This window comes from Streptomyces sp. QH1-20 (assembly GCF_041283565.1).
Classification (GTDB): Bacteria; Actinomycetota; Actinomycetes; order Streptomycetales; family Streptomycetaceae; genus Streptomyces; species Streptomyces syringius.
The window spans coordinates 7,950,209-7,973,336 of record NZ_CP166299.1; the positions used below are offsets into that span (position 1 = coordinate 7,950,209).

Annotated in this window: 22 protein-coding genes; 11 read left to right on the forward strand and 11 right to left on the reverse strand. The window is 71.7% G+C overall.

Annotated features, from left to right (window positions below; genetic code table 11):
* The first annotated feature begins 126 nt into the window (after positions 1 to 126).
* Positions 127 to 1,335: an alpha/beta hydrolase family protein gene (locus tag AB8O64_RS34895; protein WP_370423672.1), complete on the forward strand. Its 1,209-nt coding sequence runs from the start codon at positions 127 to 129 to the stop codon at positions 1,333 to 1,335.
* 40 nt (positions 1,336 to 1,375) lie between these two features.
* Here the strand turns inward: AB8O64_RS34895 and AB8O64_RS34900 are convergent, their stop codons facing one another.
* The gene (locus tag AB8O64_RS34900; RefSeq protein ID WP_370423673.1) at positions 1,376 to 3,274 is read right to left on the reverse strand and encodes an ABC transporter ATP-binding protein; all 1,899 of its coding nucleotides are present in this window, start codon (positions 3,272 to 3,274) and stop codon (positions 1,376 to 1,378) included.
* Positions 3,275 to 3,583: 309 nt separating this feature from the next.
* Here AB8O64_RS34900 and AB8O64_RS34905 point away from each other — a divergent pair, with 309 nt between their 5' ends.
* Genes AB8O64_RS34905 through AB8O64_RS34920 form a run of 4 tightly spaced genes read left to right on the forward strand, consistent with a single transcriptional unit; the run spans position 3,584 to position 7,102 of the window.
* Entirely contained in the window at positions 3,584 to 4,141 is a 558-nt protein-coding gene (locus AB8O64_RS34905) for a sigma-70 family RNA polymerase sigma factor (RefSeq protein ID WP_356452611.1), read from the forward strand.
* Positions 4,142 to 5,035, forward strand: coding sequence for a hypothetical protein (locus tag AB8O64_RS34910; protein ID WP_370423674.1), 894 nt, complete (start codon positions 4,142 to 4,144; stop codon positions 5,033 to 5,035).
* Positions 5,036 to 5,084: 49 nt separating this feature from the next.
* Positions 5,085 to 5,768 (forward strand): hypothetical protein, encoded by a 684-nt coding sequence (locus tag AB8O64_RS34915; RefSeq protein WP_370423675.1) that lies wholly within the window; start codon positions 5,085 to 5,087, stop codon positions 5,766 to 5,768.
* Positions 5,765 to 7,102, forward strand: coding sequence for a nucleotidyl transferase AbiEii/AbiGii toxin family protein (locus tag AB8O64_RS34920; protein ID WP_370423676.1), 1,338 nt, complete (start codon positions 5,765 to 5,767; stop codon positions 7,100 to 7,102). Before AB8O64_RS34915 ends, AB8O64_RS34920 begins: the two co-directional genes overlap by 4 nt.
* Before the next feature lie 68 nt (positions 7,103 to 7,170).
* Here the strand turns inward: AB8O64_RS34920 and AB8O64_RS34925 are convergent, their stop codons facing one another.
* The 5 genes from AB8O64_RS34925 to AB8O64_RS34945 form a co-directional block, all read right to left on the reverse strand.
* Positions 7,171 to 8,574 (reverse strand): amino acid permease, encoded by a 1,404-nt coding sequence (locus AB8O64_RS34925; protein WP_370423677.1) that lies wholly within the window; start codon positions 8,572 to 8,574, stop codon positions 7,171 to 7,173.
* A gap of 239 nt (positions 8,575 to 8,813) precedes the next feature.
* Entirely contained in the window at positions 8,814 to 9,398 is a 585-nt protein-coding gene (locus AB8O64_RS34930; protein WP_370423678.1) for a hypothetical protein, read from the reverse strand.
* Between the two features lie 149 nt (positions 9,399 to 9,547).
* A complete protein-coding gene (locus AB8O64_RS34935; RefSeq protein WP_370423679.1) occupies positions 9,548 to 10,426 on the reverse strand; it encodes a YwqG family protein in 879 nt (292 codons plus the stop codon).
* A 54-nt stretch (positions 10,427 to 10,480) separates the two neighbouring features.
* Positions 10,481 to 11,383 carry a LysR family transcriptional regulator gene (locus AB8O64_RS34940; RefSeq protein ID WP_370423680.1) on the reverse strand — a complete coding sequence of 301 codons (903 nt, stop codon included), beginning with the start codon at positions 11,381 to 11,383 and terminating at the stop codon, positions 10,481 to 10,483.
* 155 nt (positions 11,384 to 11,538) lie between these two features.
* Complete coding sequence (locus tag AB8O64_RS34945) at positions 11,539 to 13,026, reverse strand: PLP-dependent aminotransferase family protein (protein ID WP_370423681.1); 1,488 nt, start codon at positions 13,024 to 13,026, stop codon at positions 11,539 to 11,541.
* Between the two features lie 245 nt (positions 13,027 to 13,271).
* Between AB8O64_RS34945 and AB8O64_RS34950 the strand changes: the two genes are divergently transcribed.
* Positions 13,272 to 13,856, forward strand: coding sequence for a YitT family protein (locus AB8O64_RS34950; protein ID WP_370423682.1), 585 nt, complete (start codon positions 13,272 to 13,274; stop codon positions 13,854 to 13,856).
* Here AB8O64_RS34950 and AB8O64_RS34955 read toward each other — a convergent pair.
* Complete coding sequence (locus AB8O64_RS34955; protein WP_370423683.1) at positions 13,853 to 14,344, reverse strand: MarR family winged helix-turn-helix transcriptional regulator; 492 nt, start codon at positions 14,342 to 14,344, stop codon at positions 13,853 to 13,855. The two genes, AB8O64_RS34950 and AB8O64_RS34955, sit on opposite strands and share 4 nt — an antisense overlap.
* 60 nt (positions 14,345 to 14,404) lie before the next feature.
* Between AB8O64_RS34955 and AB8O64_RS34960 the strand changes: the two genes are divergently transcribed.
* Positions 14,405 to 15,538 (forward strand): hypothetical protein, encoded by a 1,134-nt coding sequence (locus tag AB8O64_RS34960; RefSeq protein WP_370423684.1) that lies wholly within the window; start codon positions 14,405 to 14,407, stop codon positions 15,536 to 15,538.
* Positions 15,539 to 15,725: 187 nt separating this feature from the next.
* Here the strand turns inward: AB8O64_RS34960 and AB8O64_RS34965 are convergent, their stop codons facing one another.
* From AB8O64_RS34965 to AB8O64_RS34975, 3 genes are all read right to left on the reverse strand, one after another.
* Positions 15,726 to 15,896 (reverse strand): hydrophobic protein, encoded by a 171-nt coding sequence (locus AB8O64_RS34965; RefSeq protein WP_130880568.1) that lies wholly within the window; start codon positions 15,894 to 15,896, stop codon positions 15,726 to 15,728.
* Between the two features lie 42 nt (positions 15,897 to 15,938).
* Positions 15,939 to 16,892, reverse strand: coding sequence for an SMP-30/gluconolactonase/LRE family protein (locus tag AB8O64_RS34970; protein ID WP_370424059.1), 954 nt, complete (start codon positions 16,890 to 16,892; stop codon positions 15,939 to 15,941).
* A 73-nt stretch (positions 16,893 to 16,965) separates the two neighbouring features.
* Positions 16,966 to 17,622, reverse strand: coding sequence for a diguanylate cyclase (locus tag AB8O64_RS34975; RefSeq protein ID WP_370423685.1), 657 nt, complete (start codon positions 17,620 to 17,622; stop codon positions 16,966 to 16,968).
* Positions 17,623 to 18,199: 577 nt separating this feature from the next.
* Between AB8O64_RS34975 and AB8O64_RS34980 the strand changes: the two genes are divergently transcribed.
* The 4 genes from AB8O64_RS34980 (at position 18,200) to AB8O64_RS34995 (ending at position 21,790) form a co-directional block, all read left to right on the forward strand.
* Positions 18,200 to 18,538 (forward strand): hypothetical protein, encoded by a 339-nt coding sequence (locus AB8O64_RS34980; protein ID WP_370423686.1) that lies wholly within the window; start codon positions 18,200 to 18,202, stop codon positions 18,536 to 18,538.
* 238 nt (positions 18,539 to 18,776) lie between these two features.
* Positions 18,777 to 19,202, forward strand: coding sequence for a hypothetical protein (locus AB8O64_RS34985; protein WP_370423687.1), 426 nt, complete (start codon positions 18,777 to 18,779; stop codon positions 19,200 to 19,202).
* Positions 19,203 to 19,283: 81 nt separating this feature from the next.
* The gene (locus tag AB8O64_RS34990) at positions 19,284 to 20,501 is read left to right on the forward strand and encodes a PLP-dependent cysteine synthase family protein (RefSeq protein WP_370423688.1); all 1,218 of its coding nucleotides are present in this window, start codon (positions 19,284 to 19,286) and stop codon (positions 20,499 to 20,501) included.
* The gene (locus AB8O64_RS34995; protein WP_370423689.1) at positions 20,498 to 21,790 is read left to right on the forward strand and encodes an MFS transporter; all 1,293 of its coding nucleotides are present in this window, start codon (positions 20,498 to 20,500) and stop codon (positions 21,788 to 21,790) included. The genes AB8O64_RS34990 and AB8O64_RS34995 overlap by 4 nt, the downstream gene beginning before the upstream one ends.
* A 66-nt stretch (positions 21,791 to 21,856) precedes the next feature.
* On the opposite strand, the gene AB8O64_RS35000 is transcribed toward AB8O64_RS34995, so the two are convergent.
* Complete coding sequence (locus AB8O64_RS35000; RefSeq protein WP_370423690.1) at positions 21,857 to 22,963, reverse strand: PP2C family protein-serine/threonine phosphatase; 1,107 nt, start codon at positions 22,961 to 22,963, stop codon at positions 21,857 to 21,859.
* Positions 22,964 to 23,128: the final 165 nt, after the last annotated feature.

Genomic DNA, 23,128 nt, shown 5'->3' on the forward strand with positions numbered 1-23,128 from the left:
GAAGACGCAAGGACGTGCGTCACAGGGACACAAGGGAGAGTCATGTTTCGTCAACACCGTGACAACAGCGAGCGGGTGGACCGAAAGGGTGGTGCGGAAAGGGCCACCGTGGGCCGACGGACCGTCATGAAAACGGTCGTGCCGGCCGTCGGACTGCTGCTCGCCGGCAGCGGCGGCGTCGCACGGGCCCACACCGCGGACGGCGTCACCGTGCGACTGCCGGCGCCGACCGGCCCGCACCGGATCGGCACCACCACGCTGCACCTGGTCGATCACTCCAGGCGTGATCCGTGGGACGCCACCATCCCCGTCCGTGAAGTGATGGTCAGCCTCTTCTACCCGGCCCGCACCGTTCGCGGCTACCCGGTCGCACGACAGATGACCAAGGACGCCGCGGAACTGTTCGCGGTGATCGACCCCGCCATGCACCAGGGACTGCCCAAGGCCGGGGTGAACTGGGCAGCCACCACGACCCACGCGCACACGGGCGCGCCCGCGCAGCCGGTGCGGCGCCCGGTGCTGCTCTACAGCCCGGGAGGCGGCGACCCGCGCACCCTGAGCACCGGGACCGCCGAGGAACTGGCGAGCCGGGGCTATGTGGTGGTGACCATCGATCACCCCGGCGATGCCAGTGAGGTGGACTTCCCGACGAGGACCCACTACAGGAAGAAGGTCCGCCCGACGGTCTTCCGGGGGGACCCCAGGAGGAACCCGGGACTCTTCCGCACCGCGATCGACACCCGGATCGCCGACACCCGCTTCGTGCTGGACACGCTGGAAGCCATGGCAGCCGGACACCGCCCGGCCGGGGAGCGCCGCGCACTGCCCGAGAACCTCGCCGATGCGCTGGATCCGCGGCGGGTGGGCATGTACGGCCACTCGGCAGGAGGCACCACCGCGGCCGAGGCGATGTACGAGGACCACCGCATCAAGGCGGCGGTCAACCTGGAGGGCTATCTGAACCATCCGGGCAAGCCGGGCCGGACAGGCGAGCTCTTCCCCGTCGCCCGGCACGGCGTGGACCGGCCGCTGCTCCTGCTGGGGACCGACGGCTTCCGGGACGAGGACATCGACCGATCGTGGTCGGCCATGCTCGCCCACCCAGGGGGCCACACCCGCAGACGACAGCTCGACAACGCCACGCACTGGGTGTTCACCGACTACGCGGCCATGGCACCCCAGCTGCAAGCCGCCGGGCTGATGAGCGCCGACAGCCGGATCAAGCTGGTCGGCGCCATCGACCCCGCGCGGTCGGTGCCCGCCGTGCGCGATCATGTGCTCTCGTTCTTCGCCCGGCATCTGCCGTCCGCGGGGCGCCCTTGTCGCAGAGGTTGACGTGATGCACCGAAACCGGCCCGAGGGGCCCGGCTCTCCGTCACCGGTCCTGGCTGAGCGTGTACAGCTCCTGGAACAGCCCTCCCGCCTTGAGGAGTTGGTCGAAGGTCCCGTTCTCCGTGATGCGTCCCTTCTCCATCACGATGATCCGGTCGGCGATCCTGGTGTTCTCGAGGCGGTGGGTGACGACGATGGTGATGCGGCCGTCGGCCACGTTCTTCAGCTCCTGGAAGATCCTGTGCTCGCCACGGGCGTCCATCTCGCTGGTCGGCTCGTCGAGCACGAGCACCGCCGGCCGTCGGTACAGCGCACGGGCGCAGGCGATGCGTTGCCATTGGCCGCCGGACAGATCACTGCCGCCCCACAGCTCCCGGGCGAGCAAGGTGTCCAGGCCATCGGGCAGCTCTTCGACGGCCTCGCGCATGCCGACCTCGTCGATCGTCCGCCACACCCGGTCGTCGTCCCAGGTCACCGGCTGGCCGAGGGTGATGTTCTCCCGGACCGAGAGCGGCCAGTGCGCGAAGAACTGCGTCACGACGCCCGTGCGCTCCCACACGGTGTCGGGATCGGCCTGGGCCAGGTCCACGTCGTCCCAGCACACCGTGCCCTTCTCCGCGGTGAACAGTCCGGTGAGCAGGCGGGTGAGGGTGGACTTCCCCGACCCGTTCTCGCCGACGACCGCCACGACCTCCCCACGGTTCAAGGTGAGCGACAACCCGTCGACCGCCGGGCGGGTCTTGCCCGGGTAGGAGTACGACACCTGGTCGATGCGGATCCGCTCCGGGCACACCGGGGCCACGGCGCCGCCGCGTTGAGGAGCCAGGGAGCGCGCCTTGTCCACGAAGCGCCGCCAGTCCCCGAGGTACAGCGTCGTCTGGAACAGACTCGTGGCGTAGTGCACGACGTTCGACAGCGCCATCAGCGCGGTGCGGACCGCGACGACGGCGGTCGCGGAGACGGCCAGGGAGACCCGCCCGGTGACGGTCAGCCACACCAGCATGGCCCACGCGCCCAGCAGACACAGGCCGCCGATCGCGGAGGAGAGGAGATTGATCCGCAGCATGCGCGGCGCGGCGCCCATGACCTTGGCGTCGATGCGGGCCGACATCGTGCGGTACCAGAAGACCAGGTACGCGCGCATGCTGTTGCCGCGCACCTCGTCCGCCAGCCTGGAGGTGGTGACGTGCCAGCGCATCATGCCCTTGACGTTGCGGCCCGAGTTCGTCGCGAAGTGCACCTGGTACTCGACCTTGGCCTCGGCCACCGCGCCCACGCCCGCCGGCAGCACCGCGAGGACGAGGACGGGCAGCATCAAGGGATGGAGCACGGTGAGCACCCCGCCGGCGGCGACCAGGCGGATGAGCGAGGACATGAACAACTGCGCGTCGTAGAGCATGCGGTCGACGCGCACCGCCCCGGACTCGGCCGCCTCGTGCTCGTCGGCGAACACGGGGTCGTTGAACGCGGACAGCTCGACCGAGCACATCGCCTCCACGAGCGCCACGTCCGCCGAGGTCGCGAGCCTGGGTTTGAGTCGTTGCTCGGCCCACTGCGCCAGTGCGTAGGTGAGGCGGGCGGTCGAGGCAGCGGCCGCGACCACCACGAGCGCCGGCAGGGCGTCGCGGACCCGGTCGGGCACCAGTCCGCCGCCCAGGATCGGCACCATCGCCTTCGCGGTGGCGGCGAGGACCACGGCGGCCGACACCCCCGACACCACCTGGGCGAAGATCATGATCAGCACGGCCCGGGGATCGATCTCCCACGCCATGCGCCCGATCCGCCCCACCAGTTGGGGAATCTTCCCGCACAGACGAAGGAACGACGTCTCCTCGAACGCGTTCCTCGTCCCCGCCCCCTGGTACTCGATCTCCTGCGGCTCCGGCGGTGGCGGCCGGCGCCCGGCCTGCCCGTCGGAGGATGGTTTCGGATGGTTCTGCATGGGATCTCCCTCACACGTTTTCGTGCCATGTCGTAGGCACCCGGTGCCCAACCGGCCGAAGTGGGCGAAGGACACGTATTCCCGGCACCGCTCCGGTGGCGGTGAGAGCCGGGTGGGGGCGCGCGGAGAGGCGAATGCGCCCGGCTCTGAAGCGTTCCTGACATGGACTGCACGATCGGGCCGGGATTTCGCTTAGCTGGTCAGTGAGGGCCCAGTGGCCCCCGGGCGCCGAGGGGGTGGCGCTGCCGACCGGTGAAAGGGACACGTCCGTGAAAGACCACATGCCGTCGGACCGGAGGAGGGCCCACCATGGCTGACCAGCCCCGCCCGGTCCTGGGGGAGGACCTGTCAGCCGCGTTACCGGCTGATTTCGTTGCCTTCTTCTCCGTCCACCACCAGGCATACCTGCGATACGCCCATATCCAGCTCGGCAGCACCGCCGATGCCGAGTGGGTCGTGGAGGAGGTCTTCGGTCAACTGGCCCTGATCTGGGGAGAGGTGCTGCGCCGGCCGAGCGTGCCGGCCTTCGCCCTCGCCACCCTCCGGGAAGAGATCGCCAAACTGCTGGCGGCCCGGGGACGGGAGGTCGCCCTCGTGGAGACGGCGGCCTTCGCCGCGGTACGGGAGGCGACCCGCGCCCGCCTGGGCGTCCTGGAATCCGCCCTGGGCCTGTACGCGGCGATCACCCGGCTTCCCGACCGGCAGTACGACGTCGTCGTCATGCACTTCGTGCTGGGCTACCCCGTGCGGCGAGTCGCCGGGATCATGGGACTGTCGCCCGCCACGGTCCGCTCGCACGTGCGCGGAGCCCGTCGGCGGCTGGCCCGTGACCTGCGGATCGACTGGGCCACGGAAGAGGAGGACTGAATGATGCACACACGTCACAAGAGCGGCCGCGACGAACTCGCCTCGATCGGAGAGCTGTTGGCCCGCGCCGACGTCCTCACCCCGCAATTCGAGGACTACGACGAGGAGGCCGCCCTGCGCCGTATCGCCGCCCGCGTCGTCCTGGACCGGGCCAACGCCCTCGACCGCCACGCCCGCGCCATCCGTGACGGTCTCGGAGGCGGCCGCTGGACCCCACCCGACGGTCTGCCGCACGGCCAGCGCACGGCGCTCCACGCCCGCGCGGCCGACGAACTGGGAGCGCTGTCGTCCAGGGTCGTGCACGACCGCTCCGCCATCGCCTCCATGGCCCTGCTGGTCGACGACCCGGCGAGGATCGAACCCGTCGGCGCGCTGACCTTCGCCTGCCTGCTCCATCTCGCCGACCGCCAGGAGGGCGCGGTGTTCTGGTGGCAGTTCGCCGCCGGCGCCGAGTCCGCCACCGCCGCCCACTGCCTGTACCTGCACCATCTGCGGCACAGCGAACGGGACGCGGCCCGGCACTGGTTCACCCAGGCCACCGGGCTCCACGCGCAAGGCGGCGACGTGTTCCGCGCCGAAGCCCCCACCCGCCTCCAGGGCGACACCCCCCCGAGCCGCTACGGAGTGTCCGACACCGACCCCCGGCCTTCCTGGGAGGAAGGCCCCGACCAGCAGCCCGGCGGTATGCCGGTGTACCCGCCCGGTGCGCGCTGGCGGGCGAACACCACCCACCTCACCGACGCGGTGCGCAGGCTGGAGACGGGGAGCGACACCGACTTCGGCTCCGTCCCGCGCCCCGCCCCGGAACTGGCCGCGGAACTCAAGGACACCACCTCGCCCCTCCGCCCGCGTCCCCCCGCCCCCGACGGACTGCCCACCGGCACGCATTTCTGACCGAGGGGAGCCGGACCGCGGCCTCCCAGGGGTCTGGAATCATGTTCGGGTGATACCGAACGTAACCGCTCCTCCGCTGTTCAGCGGGGCCTTCGAAGCCCATGTGACCGTCCGCGCCACCCCGCCCCGGCCGCTGTCCCCGTCCCCGGAGACGGAAGCGCTCGCACGGTACGCGGCCGCCCATGGCATGGCGTTCGTCGACATCGTGCTGGACCGCGGGCGGACTCCGCACCAACCCATGCTCACCCTGCGGAAGTCCGGAGCGCTTCCGGCGGCCCAGGAAGCCGTCGAGGACACCGGCCGCCGACTGCGGGCCGCGGGCTTCGACGTGGCACGGACGAAGATCGAGGCATCCCCGTGGGCCGACGGCGTGCCGGACACCGACGAGGCCGCGACCGCGCTGGGAGCGCGGTACTACTTCGAGCACCACGTGAAGCTGCTGCTCACACCGGGCGCGGACACGTCGGCCCTGGCGCGGCTCGCAGTCGCCCACACCGCCCACCTCTCGCGCAACGCCCGCCGGCTGCGGGCGGACGGCCGTGCCGAGCGCTTCGTCACCCAGCGCTGCCGACTCGTCGGCCGGAGGACGGCGGGGGAGCGGCTGGACGCGCTGGTGGCGGAGCTGCGCAGGACCGGTCACGAGGTGGCGTCCGTGGAGCGGGAGTTCGTCGTCCACGACAGCGACGAATCGCTCGACGACGGCTGGATCACCGAGGAGAGGACAGCCGCATGACGGCGACACCATGGGAGCGGTTCTCCTACGGGCCCTGGGACGACACGGCGGTCGTCCCCCAGCTCCCGCCGGAAGAGGCGACCCGTGCGGACCGGGACTTCCCGCACACCCTGCTCCCGGTACCCGGCCACGGTGTCGTGCAGCGCCCCGCGTACGACCCGGCGGCCAATCACCACGCGATGGGGATGCGGCTGAGCGAGCCCCAGTTCACCGACGCGCACACCGGCCGGGCGTGGGGCGCGGCCCGGCGCCACGCACTGGACCACGTCCTCGCCGCCGTCGCGGCCTCACCGTGGGCCGAGCACCTGGTGCTGCGGGGCAGTGTGTTGCTGAAAGCGTGGTTCGGGGAAGCGGCGCGCGAGCCGGGAGACCTGGACTTCGTGGTCGTCCCGGACACCTGGCGGCTCGCGGACGACCGTACCGACGCGATGCTCGACGGCATCGCGCGCGGGGCCGAGGAGCTCGCGCGGGAAGCCGGCGGCCTGGTCCGCATCGACGCGGCGGGAGCGGTGAGCGACGAGATCTGGACCTACGACCGGATGCCCGGGCGCCGCCTCGTCCTGCCCTGGACAGCCGCCGAAGGCACCCCGCCGGGCACGGTCCAGCTCGACTTCGTCTTCAACGAGACGCTCCCCGCACCGGCCGTACGCACCACGGTCCCGCGCCGCGGCCCGGGCGCGCCCGCGGTGCTCATGGCCGCGAGCCCCGAGCTCTCCCTCGCGTGGAAGATCCTCTGGCTGGTGACCGACCGGCATCCCGAGGCGAAGGACCTCTACGACGCCGTGCTCCTCGCGGAGAGCACCCGTCTCCCTTACGCGCTCGTACAGCGCGTCCTGGTGGCGGCGGGGGAGTACCCCGAGGGTTCACCCCTCTTCCTGAGCCACATCCTGCACCAGGCGGCCGAGGCCGACTGGTTCGAGTTCCGCAAGGACCACCCGGACTTCCCCGACGACGAGGCCGCCTTCCTGACACGCTTCGCCGTCGCTCTCGCCCCGGCCTTCGCCCCGGCGGAACACGGGGTGTACGCGCAGCTCGCCGCTTCCTTCCAGTATCTGACACAGGCGCTGTCCGAACAGCGGGAAGCGGGCGGGATGGAGGCCGTCGAGGAGTGGCTCGCCGGGCGCGGCGTGCACAGCGTCGAAGCCGTCGTCGCCGTCCGCGAGCTCCTCGGCCGTACGCGGTGCACCCTGGGTGAGGCGGCCGACGTCCTCGCCTCTTTCCGCGACACGCGCTTCGACCGCGACAAGCACCTCTACCGGGGCGGCTGGCGTGGTGACGCACACCGGGTCGCCGGGCAACTGGAGGCAGCCGACGCCCGCACCCGTTCCGCCTGAGAACGGGGCTCGGCCCCGGCGGAAGCCGGGGCCGAGCGAGGTGTGGGCAGGGGTCCGTCCAGGGGCCCTCAGTGTGCCGAGGTGGTCCGCTGCCGCAGGTAGCCGGTGAGCGCCAGGGCCAGCGCCAGGCCTCCGGTGAAGTACACCTGCACCCGGGTGTCCGCGTCGAGGGCCATGAGGACCAGCACCCCGGCGACACCGGCCAGCGTCACCCAGGTCAGATAGGGGAAGCCCCACATCCGGACCACCAGCTTCTCGGGGGCTTCACGCTCCAGCCGACGGCGCAGCAGCACCTGCGAGGCCGCGATGAAGCCCCACACGACCAGCACGACCCCGCCGACCATGTTCAGCAGCCAGGCGAAGACGGTGGTCGGCCACCAGAACGACAGCAGGACGGCGAAGAAGCCGAACGCGGACGACGCGAGCACCGCGCGGCGGGGCACCCCGCCGGTGACCTTGCCCAGGGCCTTGGGGCCCTGGCCGCGGGCGACCAGCGAGTACGCCATGCGGGAGGAGCCGTAGATGTTGGCGTTCATCGCGGACAGCAGGGCGATCAGAATGACCACGTTCATGATCTCGCCGCCGGCCGGGACACCGAGGCGGTCGAGCACCGCCGCGTACGGGCCCTGTTCCGTGACGGCCTTGTCGTTCCACGGGATCAGCGTGACGATCACCAGCATCGAGCCCACGTAGACGATGCCGATCCGCCACATCGTCGTGCGCACGGCCTTGGCCACACCGCGCACCGGGTCCTGGGACTCGGCGGCCGCGATGGTGACCGTCTCCAGGCCGCCGTAGGCGACGACGGAGGCCAGCAGTCCGGCGAGCAGCCCGTCCGCGCCGTTGGGCAGGAAGCCGCCGTCGTGGAGGAGGTGCGCACTGCCGGGGGAGTCGCTGCCGGGCAGCAGGCCCAGGATCGCGAGCGTGGCCAGGCCCAGGAAGAGCACGATGGCGCCGATCTTCAGAGCGGCGAACCAGAACTCGAACTCACCGAAGTTCGCGACCGCGCCCAGATTGGTGCCGCAGAAGAGCGCCATGAAGATCAGCACCCACATCCAGGACGGCGTGCCCGGGAACCAGCCCTGCATGATGTGGGCCGCGCCGATCGCCTCGACCGCCACGCCCACGACCAGCAGGGTCCAGAACATCCAGCCGGCGGTGAAGCCGGCCCACGGGCCGATCGCCCGCTCGGCGTGGACGGAGAAGGAACCGGAGGCCGGATTGGCGGCGGACATCTCGCCGAGCATCCGCATCACGAACATCACGAGGAGCCCGGACGCGGCGTACGCGAGCACGATCGAGGGGCCGGCGGCGGCGATGCCCGCGCCGGAGCCCACGAAGAGTCCGGCGCCGATGACGCCACCCAGGGCGATCATCGAAAGATGCCGCTGCTTGAGTCCGTTCGACAGCGGGGAACCCTGCTGCGGGGAGCTCTCGGCCTGCGGGGGAGGAGAGTGAAGTGTCCGGCTCATGGTCGTGCCTGTCCATTATGCGAGATCGGGAAGTCACGAGTATGAGCACCCGGACGGCGGTCCGGCCTGCTCGTCCGGTATTCGGACACTTGATTCACGCAACGTGACCGGCACGCGGCACGGCCGCCGCGCCCCGGGTCGTCCCGGCAGGGGTCACAGGCGCGCAACAGCAGGGGCCGCCCGGCCGCACGCTGTGTGCGGCCGGGCGGCCCCTGAGGGGTGTGGGTGGTCGCGCTGGGTCACCAGGTGTGCGCGACGTCCACCACCAGCCGGTCGCCGGACTGCAGCACCCGGAACGGCAGCTTGGCGCGGACGCCCAGACCCACCTGGGTCTGTCCTTCGAAGCTCGCCCCGAACCGGGTGTCCTTGAACGTCCTGTATCCCGTGATGTTCACCCCCGGCAGCGGCTGCCCGGCCTTCCCGGCATAGGTCGGCTTGCCGGTCGTCGGGGAGTAGCTCGGAGCGTTCACGAAAATCTGCAGGATGGCGCCGCCGCCGACCGGGATCCGGTCACCGGAGCCGTCCTGCTGGAACGTCTTGACATAACCGACGTGGTAGCCGAGCTTGCCCTTCGCGCCGCTGACGTCGAAGACCATGCGGTCGTAGCAGGCGTGCCGACCGGTCGTGATGTTCCTCAACGGCTGGGAGCCCGAATCCCTGGCCGTCTTCTCGCCGCTGCCCCAGGCGGTCGAGCAGGCGGTGGCCGCGGTGGCCTTCTCCGCCTGGCCGGCCTGGCCGGTGGTGGCGCCGGCCGTCCCGGCCGTGCCCGCGAGCCCCGCGCCCGCCAGCACGAGAGCCGCGGCCGCTGTTGTCACCCTTCGCATGACCTACCTCCAATATGATCTGAATACAGATACATAAGAGAGAACGGTCCGGGCGCCGGCGTAGTTGCACGCGAGCCGGCTTTCGGCCAACGGCGAGGTGAAGTTGTCGCGAAGGCGGGGCCGTTGGTCTCCGGGTTCACTCGCGGGGCTCAGCAGCACTGCCAGGTGAACATGGCTGCTTCGAAGCGGCGTTCAGCCAGGTCCTCGGGGCGTATGAGCCAGTAGAGAGTGCCGCAGTCACCCCACATCATGTCGGCGTCCCCGTCGCTGTCGAACTGGGCCAACAGGGTCCAGGCGCGGGACTCGTGGGCCAGCCGCGGGTCGTCCCAGCGGGTCCCGGGCCCCAGGGCGCCCTGGGCGACCTCGGCCTCGACGGAGCCCTGTACGGGGTCGGCGTGGCCGCCGATGCGATGCCCCCGACCGACACCGGCCTCCTCGAGTGCTTCGAGGAACTCGTCCCCGTGGAGGGGGTGGTCGCCGTGGCCGGCGTCAGCGAAGGCCTCCTCGATCAGGGGATGGTAGGCGTCCGGTGCCGTCTCCTGAACGACAGCGGTCAACGGCACCATGGGATAAGGCTCCAACTCCGGTGGCGCGACGCGCTCCGAGGCGGCGACGCCGACGGGGGTATAGAGCACGCGCGAGCCGTCCCGGCTCTCCGGTTCATCGGGCAGGACGAGGGCATCGCCGTCGTCGACCTGGCCGTCGAAGTAGAAGAACGACAGCGTGCCGTCCGTCGGCAGCGGGATGTCCAGGACACCGGAGGGCAGTGCGGCGCAGTCGACGGAGGCGATGAAGGAGAGCGGCCCGTGCCCCTCCCACACCGGCCACTCCACCTTGCCCGGCAGCTCCGGGAGGCCGCCGAGCCGGCCCACCACGGCATCCCTGCCCCGCGCCGCGGTCAGGCGCACGGCTGGCCGCAACAGGGCGGTCCAGCGCTCGGCCATGCCGGAAGGGAGGTGCTCGCGGGCGATGGCGGACAGGGACGCCGTGGGGGAGTCGGGGACTGCGGAGGGTGATGTTTGAGCCATGGCGTCATGATGCACGGCCCCACTGACAATCAGCAGGCATGGCCCCATCGGCGGTCATGGCCGGCGGGCATGGGCTGCGCAGCTCCGGGTGACCGTGTCCGCGAAGGCGCGGGCGAAGGGCGTCAGGGCATCCCACTTCCGTACCGCCCAGCCGGCCGAGAGGGCGGGAACGGCCGGGACGGGGATGAAGCGCAGGGAGGGGTGGCCGGGGCCCCGCCAGCCGGGAAGGGCGGGGACGACGGCGTGGCCGAGGCCGAGTTCGGCCAGGAGTATCGCCGTGTCCCAGTCGGCGACGCTGGTGTCCGACGTGACGTGGATGCCCGCTTCCGCGAAGGCGGCGTCGAGCCGGGCCCGCGAGGTGGAGTTCTCGGGCAGCCGGATGTGGCGGATGCCCGCCAGGTCCTCCCACTCGATCCGGCTCCGGGCAGCGAGCGGGTCGTCGGCGTGGACGGCCAGCACCCACGGCAGATCGATCACAGGACGCTGCTCGATGCCGCGCACCGGGGCGCCGATGGTGATCCAGGCCAGGTCCAGATCGTGGGCGGCGAGTGCGTCGAAGCAGCTGCGGCTGGAGTTCTCCGTCTGGAACTCCAGGCTGACCTGGGGGTGTCGGCGCCGGAAGTCGACGACGGCCTCGGACATGAAGTGCCGCACGGTGGTGGCGCCCGTGGTGATCCGTACCGAACCGCCGTCGCCGCGCACGAGATCCGCGAGACGCCGCAGCGCCAGGTCCAGGCCCGCGATGCCGTCGGCGGCCGCTGCCTGCAGAAGACGGCCGGCCGCAGTGGGCACCACTCCCCGCGGATGCCGCTCCACCAGGTCGACACCGATCTCGCGCTCCAGCCGCTTCACATGCTGGCTCACCGCGGACTGGGTACAGGACAGCTCCCGGGCTACAGCGCTGAGGCTGCCGGCGCGGCACACGGCCACGAAGACGCGTAGATCGTCGAGGGTCATGGAAGCCCAAGCTAATACTTGGAACTCTGCAAGGAAACCCTAGGGTTGACTTGGGGATCGCCGCTCGCGATGATCTTTATCGGATCCAGGGCGGCAACCCGGACCGCGCGACGGCGCGTTCCGGGTGCCGACCCACCCGCGCGGGGCGGCGGGCCTCAGACGACCCAGTGCGGTCGTCGGGTCGTGGACGAGGGCGGGAGCCCGTCGGCGAGGACGGTGGCCATGCGGTGCACGGCCTCGCGCAGCGTGTCCGGCGGCATCGTGTAGGGGATGCGGAGCCGTTGCTCGAAAATGCCCGGGTCGGTGGCGAAATAGGCACCGCTCTCGATCCGGACCCCCTTGTCCAGCGCCCGCTCGGCCAGCGCCGAGGCGACCGGCTCGCCCAGGTCCACCCACAGCGACAGGCCTCCGGGCGGCAGTTGCCAGGTCCACTGCGGGATGTGCGCGGCCAGGGCCGCGGCGAGGGCGGCACGCTGTCGGCGCAGCTGTTCCAGTCGGGTCGGCAGGAGTTCCCCGCCCCGGGGCAGCAGGGCGAGCGCCAGGAGCTGATCCAGGACCGAGCCGCCCATGTCGGTGGCGACGCGCTGCCCGGCGAGCTCGGTGACGAGCCGCGCGGGCGCGCGCAGCCAGCCGATGCGCAGACCACCCCAGTGGGTCTTGCTCATCGATCCGATGGTGATGACCTGTCCGGTTCCGCCGGACGCGGCGTGGGAGGCGAAGGGCGGCGGGGCGGGAACGTCGAGGGCGAGGTCGGCCAGGGTCTCGTCGACGACCAGCCAGGTGCCGGAGCGGCTCGCGGCCCCCAGGACGCGGGCCCGCTCGTGATCGGGCATGAGGCAGCCCGTCGGATTGTGGAAGTCGGGTATCAGATAGGCCAGTTGAGGCACCACCTGGCGCAGGGTGGATTCGATGATCTCGGCATCCCAGCCGGTGTCGGTCACGGGGACCGACATGGTGCGAAGCCTGGCGCGGCGCATGGCCTCCAGAGCGTTCGGGTAGGACGGATTCTCGACCATGACCCGGTCGCCGGGGCGGCAGAGCAGCCCCAGGACGAGTGTGAGCGCGTGCTGGGCGCCCGAGGTCACCAGAATCTGTTCGGGCACGGTGGTCAGGCCCCGCCGGGTGAAGCGCTCGGCGATGGCGGCACGCAGCTCCGGCAGGCCGTAGGGGTGGTAGCCGGGCGTGTGCGCGTGCTCGGCCAGTTGTGGGGTGATCCGGGCGAGGGCGTCGACGAGTGTCTGTTCCGGCAGCCCGGGAGCGGCCCTGGCCAGGTCGATCGCGGTGTCCCGGGGGCCGAGGAGCCGGGTGACGCCGTTGGGGGCGCGACCCTCGGGCAGGGTCGTCCAGGTGCCGGAACCCTGGCGGCTGTGCGCGTAACCGCTCTCCCGCAGCAGGTCGTACACGGCGGTGACGGTGGTCCTGCTGGTGTCGAGGGCGGCGGCCAGTTCCCGTTCGGCGGGGAGTCTGACGTGCAACGCGACGCGCCCGTCCAGGATCAGCGTGCTGATGGCCTGGGCCAGATGCCGGTAGGCGGGCCGCGCCCCCGCCGGGTCGGGCAGCATCGCCGCGAGCTGCCGGCTCCCGAGGGTCCGGTCCGTGCGGCCCGTCCGGTTCGCGCGCGGGAACGGATTCGTGTCAGCCATGCCATTCTCCCCAGATTGGCCATGTGTTCTGGGCCAATCACTGTACAGAGTTGCCCCAATGGCCTTGAAGGCGCACAGAAGATGGGTGGAGGCAACCAGGTATGCGGCAGGACATCACGGACCGCTCCGAGTGCGAACTCCGGTACGGCCGGGGGGATCGCGCCGCGACACGGCCCGGCCCACGAACGATCCCGCCACCGCCCCCGCTCACCTATCTCGCCTTCGGTGAGCGTCCGCTGCGGCGCTTGCCTCAACTCTTCATCGGCCTCGCCCTGTACGGATTCAGCCTTTCGCTCATGGTCCGGGCCTCGCTGGGCGTCAACCCCTGGAGCGTCCTGTACGAGGGGCTGGCGGGGCACACCACCCTGAGCTTCGGCACGATCAGCGCCGTACTGGGCGTTCTCGTACTGCTGTTGTGGATCCCCCTCGAGCAGCGGCCGGCGTTCGGCACCGTCGCCAATATCGTCGTGCTGGCGTGCTCGTCCGACCTCGGTCTTCTGCTCGTCCCCGCACACCTCGGGCTTCCCGCCCGGATCGTTCTGCTCGTCGGCGGTGTGCTCCTCAACGGGCTGTCCGTCGCCGTCTACGTCGGCGCGCGCTTCGGCCCCGGCCCCCGGGACGGACTGATGACCGGCGTGTCCGCCGCGACCGGGCGTTCCCTCCGGCTGGTCCGCACCCTGATGGAGATCGCCGTGCTCGCCGTGGGCTGGCTGCTCGGCGGGAGCGTGGGGGCCGGTACCGCGCTGTACGCACTCGCGGTCGGCCCCACCGCCCAGTTCTTCATGCCCCGGTTCGCCTACCGGAGCCGGTGCCGCGACGGCTCCGTCTAGTTCTGCACCTCGTGGACCCAGGCGGCAAGGCCCGCCAGGAAGCCCGCACGTTCGCTCGGTGACAATCCGTCCAAGGCCCGCAGCAACGGCTCGCCGCGGCGGGCGACGAAGCCTTCGAGCGGCGTGCGGAAGTCCTCGGCGAGGGATACCAGGATCCGGCGGCGGTTCGCCGGGTCCTCGGTGCGTTCCACGATGCCCGCCCGGCTCAGGCCGCCGACCAGTTCGCTGGCGGTGGGCAGCGACACATGGAGCCGCCGGGCGATCTCGCTGACGGACAGCGGCTCTCCGGCCAGCAACTGCGGCAGTACCGCGCCGTGGCGCGGCGTCAGCCCGTGCGTCTCCATCGCCTCGCGCAGCTGCTCCGGCATGAGGGCGCGCACCACCGGACCGCGGAAGAACGGTTCCAGCAGCGGTACGAGACCGACGATCGCGATCTCGTCGCGGGTCGGCCTCCGGGGGGCCTTCCCGGCCTCGTGGGTGTGCGGCATACTGCGAGTCTAGATGGTTTGGAAGTCCAAACTATTCGGATACCCGAAGGGTGGGGTTCTGTGTCCTCGGTCGGCTACATCGACGCGGTCAACGATGCTTTGGAGCGGTTGGACGATCTCGGGTACGAGCGTGGGCAAGGGGTCGACCTCGCCAACCACGGCCCGATGGGCGCCGAGGCGCTCGCGCTGCTCGGGCAGGAGGACGAGGTCGCCCGCTGGGTGCGGCGCTACCGGAGAGCGATGGAGCACCACGAGCCGCCCACCGCGCGCTTCGCCCTGGACCCCACGGACGAGTCCTCCTGGCGGTCCGCCCTGGGGGCTTTCAGCCGGGCCGGGGACTGGGAAGTGCTCTTCGTCCGGGAACTGGCCGAGGCGCACTGGCGGGAGGCCCTCGTCCGCTGGTGGCCCCGCCTGATCCCGGGCCTGTTCGCCGGTCTGACCCACGGCCTCATCCGCACCGCCCACGCGGTACGCGGTCTGTACGCGGCCGGCGACAAGCCGACGCCACTCCAACTGCGGGAGCTGGCCAGGGGCTTGGCGTACTGGGCCGCCCGCTACACGGAGCTCCCCGGCCGGCCGCGGCTGATCGGCCCCCACACCCTGCCCGCCGCGGTCGCCGCACTGCCCCGCGTGGCGTCGGACGGCCCGATGGGCCCGGGCACGGCCCGCGGGCGCCTGGACACCCTCGCCGACCTGCCCGGCTACACCGCGTCGCTGGAATGGCTGGCTCCCGAGCAGGCGCCCCGGCTGCTGAGCGAGATGACGGTCCAGTTCGCCGACGTCTATCTCGGCCACCCCGAGGTGTATCCGGTCCCGCTGATCCACGGCGTCACCGCACCGGCCGCCGTACGCCTCGTACTTCCGCACCTGCCGCACGAGCTGTACGAGCCCACGCTGGCTCAACTGTGGCAGGTCCACGCGGCGTTCCTGCTGGCCTTCACCACCGACCGGCGCGGCGAGGGCACGACGGCCTGGCGGTCGGAGGTCCCGGACCTGCCCCCGATGGCCGACCTGGGCGCACGGGCCGCCGAACACGGCGATGAGCACGTCATCAAGTTCACCGAGGCGTGCCTGCGGGAGTACGCCTTGCTCCCCGATGCGCGCTACCTCGCCGCCGCGTTCGCCGCGCAGCGGCGCATCTCCCGCCTGGACGCCGGCGGCGGCGTCGGGGGAGTGGGGACGGGCACGCCGTAACCGGCACGCCGTCACCGGCACCGGCCCGGGAACAGGCAAGGGCTGGAGGTGCGCGGGTTCCCAGCGCGGCCGCAGTGCCTGCCCCCGGTGATGGGTCGCCTACCCGCGAGGGCGCCGGGGAAGCGTGTGGGCCGGTACGGATCCCCACGGATCCGTACCGGCCCACACGTGTTTGCGACGGGTCAGGTCACCATCGGTACCACCGGCCGCGGCTACCACCGGCTCCGGTGGAGCGCATGAGGAAGCCGAGGAGCCAGATCACGAGCACGACGACCGCGACCCACCACAGGATCTTCAGTGCGAAACCGGCACCGAAGAGGATCAGGGCGAGCAGCAGAACCAGTAGCAAAGGAACCATGTCATCCACCTCCGAACGAACGTGTGCCCCGCGGAACGCCGTTCACGCCTGGTGGTTTTCCGGGCCCGTCTCCCGGGGCGGGGACAGTGGTGCCGTGGCGATCGCGCGCCGCACGAGGCTTCCCAGGTACAGCGTCCCGGCGTGTTCCAGGGCGCTGGTGGCCAGGTGGTAGTTGGGGTCCCGGCGCCGCAGGTCGTGCACCAGCCGCCCCTGGGCATCACGGGCCTGTACGTGTGTCGTGCGCCGGGGGCCGGGCAGCAGCGCGCCCGGCAAGGCCCACAGCGCTTTGCGCAGCGCGGGGTGGTGGCGGTGCAGAGTGTCGAGAAGAGCGGTGCGGGGGCCGGCCAGGGCCGTCCAGACGAGGCCGTCACGGCTGGTCGTCAGATTGTCGGGAAACCCCGGCAGACGGTCGGCGAAGACGTCCGTGGTGCCCGCCCGGCCGCCGGTGAGCCACAGACGCCGCAGCCGATAGGCCCCCGACTCGGAGATGACCAGGAAGGACTCGTCGGGAGCCAGGCAGAGGCCGTTGGCGAACTGCAGCCCGTCCACGACGACCTCCGCGGCGCTGCCGGGCACCCAGCGGATGACGCGGCCGGTGCCGGAGTGCTCGAGGATGTCCCCCTTCCAGTGCTGAAGGGGGAACCGCCGGCTGGAGTCGCTCACGAAGACGGTGCCGTCCTGGGTGACGGTGACGTTGCTGCACAGATTCAGCGGTTCGCCGGCCGCCGCGGTCAGAACGGTCTCCACCGCGCCGGTGGCCGGGTCGACCCGTAACAGCCCGTTGTAGGCGTCGCAGACCAGAAGGCGGCCGTCCGGAAGGAGGTGCATTCCCAGCGGCCGACCTCGTGCGCGGGCCACCTCCGCGACCCGCCCGGTGGCTGTCTCCACCCGCAGGATGCGGCCGTCGGCCACACCGGTCAGCAGATTCCCCGAACCGTCGAGCGCGAGGTGTTCGGGACCGGCCCCGTCGAGCGGGAGCAGCCGCAAGGGCGGCATCGTGGGCCTTCCCGCCCCGGCCGGCGGGCGGCCGGGCCGCGGCGGGCGCCAGACGACCGGCTTCATGCGCGGCTTACGCGGCATGGACGATCCGCCCCCGCCGGGCCCGCACACAGCGCAGCATCTCCTCCGCGTACGGCAGGGCGATGAAGAGACCCACCGCCGCACCGACCGACGCGAGATACACGGCGGGAAGCGGCTGTTCCTTGGGCACGAGCTTCCAGTCGTCCGCGGCGGCCCCCTTGCCGTTCGGCAGGCCGGCCCGCACCTTGTCCCAATGCAGACAGGCGGTGAAGGCCGCCGCCGACAGCGGCAGCACCTCCAGGAAGCTGTGGATGTGCTGCTCCACCGGACGCACTTCCCGGTCGTGCGTGGCGATCGTGACGTCCCACAGCGCCGTCGCGCCGTGCGCGACGGCCGCGCCGCCCATCAAGGACAGCACCAACGGGTTGACTTTCGCGACCAGGGCCGCCACGACCGGGATGCCGGCCTCGGTCATCATCAGCGCGTGCACCGCCGACTCGCGTACGCCGCTGGTCTCCTCGATCCGCGTGCGCCGGTGCATCACCCAGTCCGCCACAGCGGGCACGAACCACAACGGCAGCACGCCGTACATGAGGAACCTGCGGCTGGCGTTCTCCACGTCGTCCGCACCCGGGGGAATGCGCAGGGCGGGCCGGTCACGCCACCGCAGCCACCGGCGTGCGGGGCCTGTCCGGGATATACGCATGGAAGTGCTCCCTCTCGTCGTGATGGGAGCCGAACGGGTGAGGGCGCCCATCGTGGTCCGGTCGTCCAGTCGTGTCCGGGCGTGAGCGACTCGAATGTCTGCTCGAAGCGGCGGCGCCGGGACGGGGCGGACTGCCGGGCACGGACACGCCGGGCCCGGCGAGCTTTCCCGCCGGGCGCGGCTCTGTGCCGTGTGTTGTTCTGCTTCCTGCCATGGCGTCCCTTCTGTTGCCACCGCGATGCCGGGTACCCGCCCGGGCGCCCGGTATTCCCGTGCCCCCCGGGCGGACGGGTGAACGCGGCTCCACCGCCGTGATCGCCCTGATCACCGGAGGGGCCCGGAGGCCATGCCACCGCTGCCGCCGAAAACTGCAACGTCCCTGCGTAATACGCCTGTCGGCCGATTTGCGAACCGCTGCCGCCGACCCTTATGCGGAGCGCCCCGGATCGCTACGATGACGGCAATGGTCACGGTCCGGCGCGCCTTCGGTCTGCCGCGGACTCGCCCTGTGGGCGCACGTCCGCGGCGCCTGTTGTTGCTGGCGACGCTTCTGCTGGGCCTGTTGTACACGCACGGCGTGAGCACCGAAGGGGCCGGCGGCCACGCGGTCACCGCCATGTTGTCCGGCGTGGTGGCCACCGGTCACACGGCGGAAGCGGAACGGCTTCCCGCTGCCGGTGTCACGGCTTCGGGCATCGGTGTCCAGCGGCAGCGCCCCGCTCCCCACGGCGCCGCGGGGCACGGGGTGGAGGACTGTCTGTCCGGTCAGCCCCAGCAGATCGCACCGTTGCCGATCCCCTGCGCCACCCGCTCGGTCGTGGTGCCCGTACCTCCGCTCCTTCCCACCGTCGCGTCAGCGGCCGACGCCGCGTCGGCGCACCCGCCGTCGGTCGATTCCGCGATTCTGATCATTTAGGCCCCGCCCCGTAACGTACCGGCCTCCCCTCCGGCGCGCTCGGCCGCGCTGTGCGAGGAGGCCTTCGACAGGGCCGTTCGCGTTGCTGCGGGACCGCGGCGCACGCCACCTCCCCGCAGGCGAACGGCGCTCCCCAGGACCTACCCCCGTCGTTCGTCCGCCGACGCCTGACCGCCGCACGCCTGATGCGCTGCGCGCGCGGTTCCGGCTGCCGTGCCGGCTGCCATACGGAGCACTGGTGACGTACCACCCCCCACCCCTGTACGCCCGTCAAGAACCCCGCCCACCGCTGTGGCTTCCCGTTCTCGGCCTCGCCGCAGTCCTGCTGATCACCCTCTTCGGCTGCGGGCCCTCCGCCTACGGCGGCGGCTCACCCCAGAGCCCGTGGACGGTGGACGCGGGCAGCAGCGCGCAAGGCACCCCGCCCGCGCAGCCCGTGTCGTCCCACCACCACGGGCCGGTCTGCCACGGTCCGGCGACCACGGACCGTTCCGGGCGGATTCCGCGCTCGTTACCGGAGCCGGTGCGCCTGGCCCTCGACGTCATCGGTTCCGCGGCCGTCCTCCTGCCCGCGGTCGCAACAGGCCGCCCGCCGGACGGAGAGCAGGAGGGGCGGCGGACGGGACGGGCGGCACTCATCCGCCTCTGCCGGTGGAGGACGTAGGCCCACGCGGTCACGGCCGAGTGCCACCACCTCGGCCCTACGCGAACCGTGCCGGCCCGCATCCCACACGAGAGCGAAACCATGACGTCTCCTCAGGTATCCAAGGCACCTTCCCCCGCCCCCGAACCCCCGGGGCACGCCACGACGACAGCCTTCCACCCGCCCGTCCAGGGCGTGTCCGGGTTGGTCGGCAACACCCCGCTCCTGCGGGTGTCCGAACCGCTCGCCCCCGCCGGACGCGGATTCTGGGCGAAGCTCGAGGGCTTCAACCCCGGCGGGATCAAGGACCGCCCCGCCCTGCACATGGTCGAGCGCGCCCGCGCCCGTGGTGACCTGCGCCCCGGCGGCGTGATCATCGAATCCACGAGCGGCACGCTGGGGCTGGGCCTGGCCCTGGCCGGCATGGTCTACGGCCACCCCGTCGTCCTCGTCACCGACCCGGGTCTGGAACGGTCCATGACCCGGCTGCTCACCGCCTACGGCGCCCAGGTCAACGTGGTCTGCGAACCCCACCCCACCGGCGGCTGGCAGCAGGCCCGCAGGGATCGCGTGGCCCAGCTGATGGACCGGCACCCCGGATCCTGGTGCCCGGACCAGTACAACAACCCCGACAACGTGGCCGCGTACACACCGCTTGCCCTCGAACTGGCCGCCGGAATCGGCCATATCGACGTCCTGGTGTGCAGTGTGGGCACCGGCGGGCACTCCGCCGGTGTGTCACGGGTCCTGCGGCAGCTCTATCCCGAACTGCGGCTCGTCGGTGTCGACACGATCGGGTCGACCATCTTCGGCCAGCCCGCCCGCACCCGGCTGATGCGCGGCCTCGGGTCGAGCATCTACCCCCGCAACGTCGCCTACGGCAACTTCAGCGAGGTGCACTGGGTGGCTCCCGCGGAGGCCGTATGGACCTGCCGGGAACTCGCCGCCTCGCACTACGCGACGGGTGGCTGGAGCGTGGGCGCCGTCGCGCTCGTCGCCGGGTGGCTGGCCCGCACGCTGCCCGCGGACACCCGGATCGCCGCCGTCTTCCCGGACGGCCCGCAGCGCTACCTCGCAACGGTCTACGACGACGACTACTGCGCGGCCCACGGGCTGCTGGACACCCGGCCGGCGGTCGAGCCGGACGTCGTGGGCAGCCCCGACGAGAAGGAAGTCAGGCGCTGGACGCGGTGCGTGAAGGTGGTCGACCCGCTCACCCTGCCCGCGCGGCCCCGGTCGGGCGCGACGGCGGACCCGTCGGACGGCACCGGGGGGAACGCCCCGCAGGCGGCCCCCGAGGCCCGGGAGCGCGACCGGTGAAAGGCATGCTCACCCAGGTGCGCTCCTTCGAGCGCAGCGTCCAGCTCCTGATGGTGAATCAATTCACCATCAACCTCGGCTTCTACATGCTGATGCCCTACCTGGCCCAGCACCTCGCGGGCGATCTCGGCCTGGCCGCGTGGCTGGTCGGACTGATCCTCGGGGTGCGGAACTTCAGCCAGCAGGGGATGTTCCTCTTCGGCGGCACCCTCGCCGACCGGCTCGGCTACAAGCCGGTGATCATCGCCGGGCTGCTGCTGCGCATCGTCGGTTTCGCCGTACTGGGACTCGTCGACTCCCTGCCCGCGCTGCTGGCCGCGTCCGCGGCCACCGGCCTGGCCGGCGCTCTGTTCAACCCGGCGGTCCGGGCCTATCTGGCCCAGGACGCGGGCGAGCGCCGGGTGGAGGCGTTCGCCCTCTTCAATGTCTTCTACCAGGCCGGGATACTCCTCGGACCGCTGGTCGGCATCGCGCTGACCGGTGTGAGCTTCCGGCTGACGTGTGTGGTGGCCGCGGGGGTCTTCGCGGTGCTGTCGGTCGTGCAGATCCGCGCCCTGCCCGCCCGTACCGCACCGCCCGACCCGGACAGGTCGGCGGTGTCGGTCCTCTCCCAGTGGCGGACCGTCGTGACCAACCGGCCGTTCCTGCTCTTCTCCGTCGCCATGATCGGTTCCTACGCGCTGTCCTTCCAGGTCTATCTCGCGTTGCCGCTGGAGGTGAAGCGCGTCGCCGGAGACGGACACGTCAGCACCGTGGGCGTCGGGTTGCTGTTCGCCGCCTCGGGCCTGGCCACGATCTTCTGCCAGACCCGGCTCACCACGTGGTGCAAGAAAAGACTCGGCCCGGGACTGTCCATGGTCGCCGGCCTCGGGTGCCTCGCCGTCGCCTTCCTGCCGCTCCTGGCCGCCACGGCGGTGACGGTGCCGGGCCAGGGACCGGCACGCTGGGCCCTGGCCGTCGGACCACCGCTGGTCTCGGCCCTGTTCATCGCCCTCGGCACCATGCTGGCCTACCCGTTCGAGATGGACACGATCGTCGCGCTGGCGGGGAACCGGTACGTGGCCACGCACTACGGCCTCTACAACACCATCAGCGGCATCGGCATCACCGTCGGCAACCTCCTCACCGGGGTGACGCTGGACGCGGCCCGCAACGCCGGGGCCCCGGCGCTGCCCTGGGCCGTCCTCGCCGCCACGGGCGGGGCCTGCGCGCTGGCCGTCCTCGGCCTCCACCGCACCGGCCGCCTCACCCTGGCCCCGGAGCCGCGGCCGCACCCCGCGACGGTCTGACCCGTACGGCCGCCGACGCCCGGGGGTGGGGGCACCCGCCATGTGCCCCCACCCCCGGGCGTCTCGTCACGGGCAGCGCTGGATGGCGACCAGGGCGACGTCGTCGTCGAGTGTGCCACCGGTGTGGGCGAGCAGGTCCGCGTGGATGTGGTCGACGAGCTCCTGCGGCCCGCTGTCCTGGTACGCGGCCAGACGTTCCGCGAGGGGATAGAAGGCGCCTTTGGCGTCGCGTGCCTCGATGACTCCGTCCGTGAAGATCAGGATCAGATCGCCGTCGCGGTAGGCGAACGGCTCACAGGCGTAGTCGTCCTCGGTGAGGTCGCCCCCCAGACCGAGAGGGAGCGAGGGGTCTCGCACCGCGAGCGGGGTGACCTTGCCGTCGCGTACGAGCAGCGGGGAGGGGTGGCCGCAGTTGATGAGCTGGATCTGCTCGCCCCGGTCCGGGATCTCCAGCACGGCGGCGGTCACGAAGCACTCCCCGGCATCGGGACCGGCGGTCGGTTCGGCCACGTCCCAGTAGACGGTGTTGTGCAGGTGGGCCACCAGTCGCGGCAGCGGGGGACAGCGGTGGGCGGCGGCCCGGAAGGCGCCGAGAAGCAGCGCCGCGTCGCCGACGGCGGCAAGGCCCTTGCCGCGTACATCGCCGATCATGACGCGGGTTCCCTGCCGGGCACGGACCGCCGCGTACAGATCGCCGCCGATCCGGGCCTCGGCTTCCGCCGCGATGTACAAGGACGCGATCCGCAGCGGACCGATCCGGGACGGCAGCGGCCTGAGCAGGACTTTCTGGGCGACATCGGCGACCAGACGCGTCTGGTCGAGTGTCTGCTCATGCCGCTCGAAGACGATACGGAAAGCGACGAGGAAGAGGGAGACCGCGAGAATGGCCGCGATCTGTGCCTGCTGGTCGGCTGTCGTCAGACGGCCGAAGATCGCGCTGAGTGCCACCTCGGCACCCACGGCGAGAGCGCCGATGACGGCCGTCAGCCGGGGACCGCCGATCGCCGCCGTGATGGCCGGCGCCACGACCAGGAGCGGCCCCAGATGAATGTCGGCGCCGGTCACCAGATCGACCGCCGTGATCGCCACGATGAGCCCGATCGGTACCGCGATCAGTCCGGGGCGGTGCCGCCACGGCTGGCCCTGGCCCAGCGGACGGTGCGGAAGGCGCATGGTTCCTGCTTACCTTGCCGACGGCTCCGGGAGCTCGTCCGACACGTTGCGCGCAGGGCGCACCGGCCCCGCTCCCGGCCCGTCCGTGCGGGGGAAGGCGATGCCCCGTCAGATGATGCGCGGCTCGCCGACAGCCGGATGCGCCCGGATCCCGGCCGACCCGCG

What these genes read in the sequence shown, in the direction of transcription:
- AB8O64_RS34895 (WP_370423672.1), top strand. Translation starts at nt 127, where the DNA reads ATGAAAACGGTCGTGCCGGCCGTCGGACTGCTGCTCGCCGGCAGCGGC.
- AB8O64_RS34965 (WP_130880568.1), bottom strand. Translation starts at nt 15,896, where the DNA reads ATGGTTCCTTTGCTACTGGTTCTGCTGCTCGCCCTGATCCTCTTCGGT.
- AB8O64_RS34905 (WP_356452611.1), top strand. Translation starts at nt 3,584, where the DNA reads ATGGCTGACCAGCCCCGCCCGGTCCTGGGGGAGGACCTGTCAGCCGCG.
- AB8O64_RS34900 (WP_370423673.1), bottom strand. Translation starts at nt 3,274, where the DNA reads ATGCAGAACCATCCGAAACCATCCTCCGACGGGCAGGCCGGGCGCCGG.
- AB8O64_RS34940 (WP_370423680.1), bottom strand. Translation starts at nt 11,383, where the DNA reads ATGACCCTCGACGATCTACGCGTCTTCGTGGCCGTGTGCCGCGCCGGC.
- AB8O64_RS34990 (WP_370423688.1), top strand. Translation starts at nt 19,284, where the DNA reads ATGACGTCTCCTCAGGTATCCAAGGCACCTTCCCCCGCCCCCGAACCC.
- AB8O64_RS34945 (WP_370423681.1), bottom strand. Translation starts at nt 13,026, where the DNA reads ATGGCTGACACGAATCCGTTCCCGCGCGCGAACCGGACGGGCCGCACG.
- AB8O64_RS34975 (WP_370423685.1), bottom strand. Translation starts at nt 17,622, where the DNA reads ATGCGTATATCCCGGACAGGCCCCGCACGCCGGTGGCTGCGGTGGCGT.
- AB8O64_RS34925 (WP_370423677.1), bottom strand. Translation starts at nt 8,574, where the DNA reads ATGAGCCGGACACTTCACTCTCCTCCCCCGCAGGCCGAGAGCTCCCCG.
- AB8O64_RS34970 (WP_370424059.1), bottom strand. Translation starts at nt 16,892, where the DNA reads ATGCCGCCCTTGCGGCTGCTCCCGCTCGACGGGGCCGGTCCCGAACAC.
- AB8O64_RS34920 (WP_370423676.1), top strand. Translation starts at nt 5,765, where the DNA reads ATGACGGCGACACCATGGGAGCGGTTCTCCTACGGGCCCTGGGACGAC.
- AB8O64_RS34955 (WP_370423683.1), bottom strand. Translation starts at nt 14,344, where the DNA reads ATGCCGCACACCCACGAGGCCGGGAAGGCCCCCCGGAGGCCGACCCGC.
- AB8O64_RS35000 (WP_370423690.1), bottom strand. Translation starts at nt 22,963, where the DNA reads ATGCGCCTTCCGCACCGTCCGCTGGGCCAGGGCCAGCCGTGGCGGCAC.
- AB8O64_RS34930 (WP_370423678.1), bottom strand. Translation starts at nt 9,398, where the DNA reads ATGCGAAGGGTGACAACAGCGGCCGCGGCTCTCGTGCTGGCGGGCGCG.
- AB8O64_RS34935 (WP_370423679.1), bottom strand. Translation starts at nt 10,426, where the DNA reads ATGGCTCAAACATCACCCTCCGCAGTCCCCGACTCCCCCACGGCGTCC.
- AB8O64_RS34910 (WP_370423674.1), top strand. Translation starts at nt 4,142, where the DNA reads ATGATGCACACACGTCACAAGAGCGGCCGCGACGAACTCGCCTCGATC.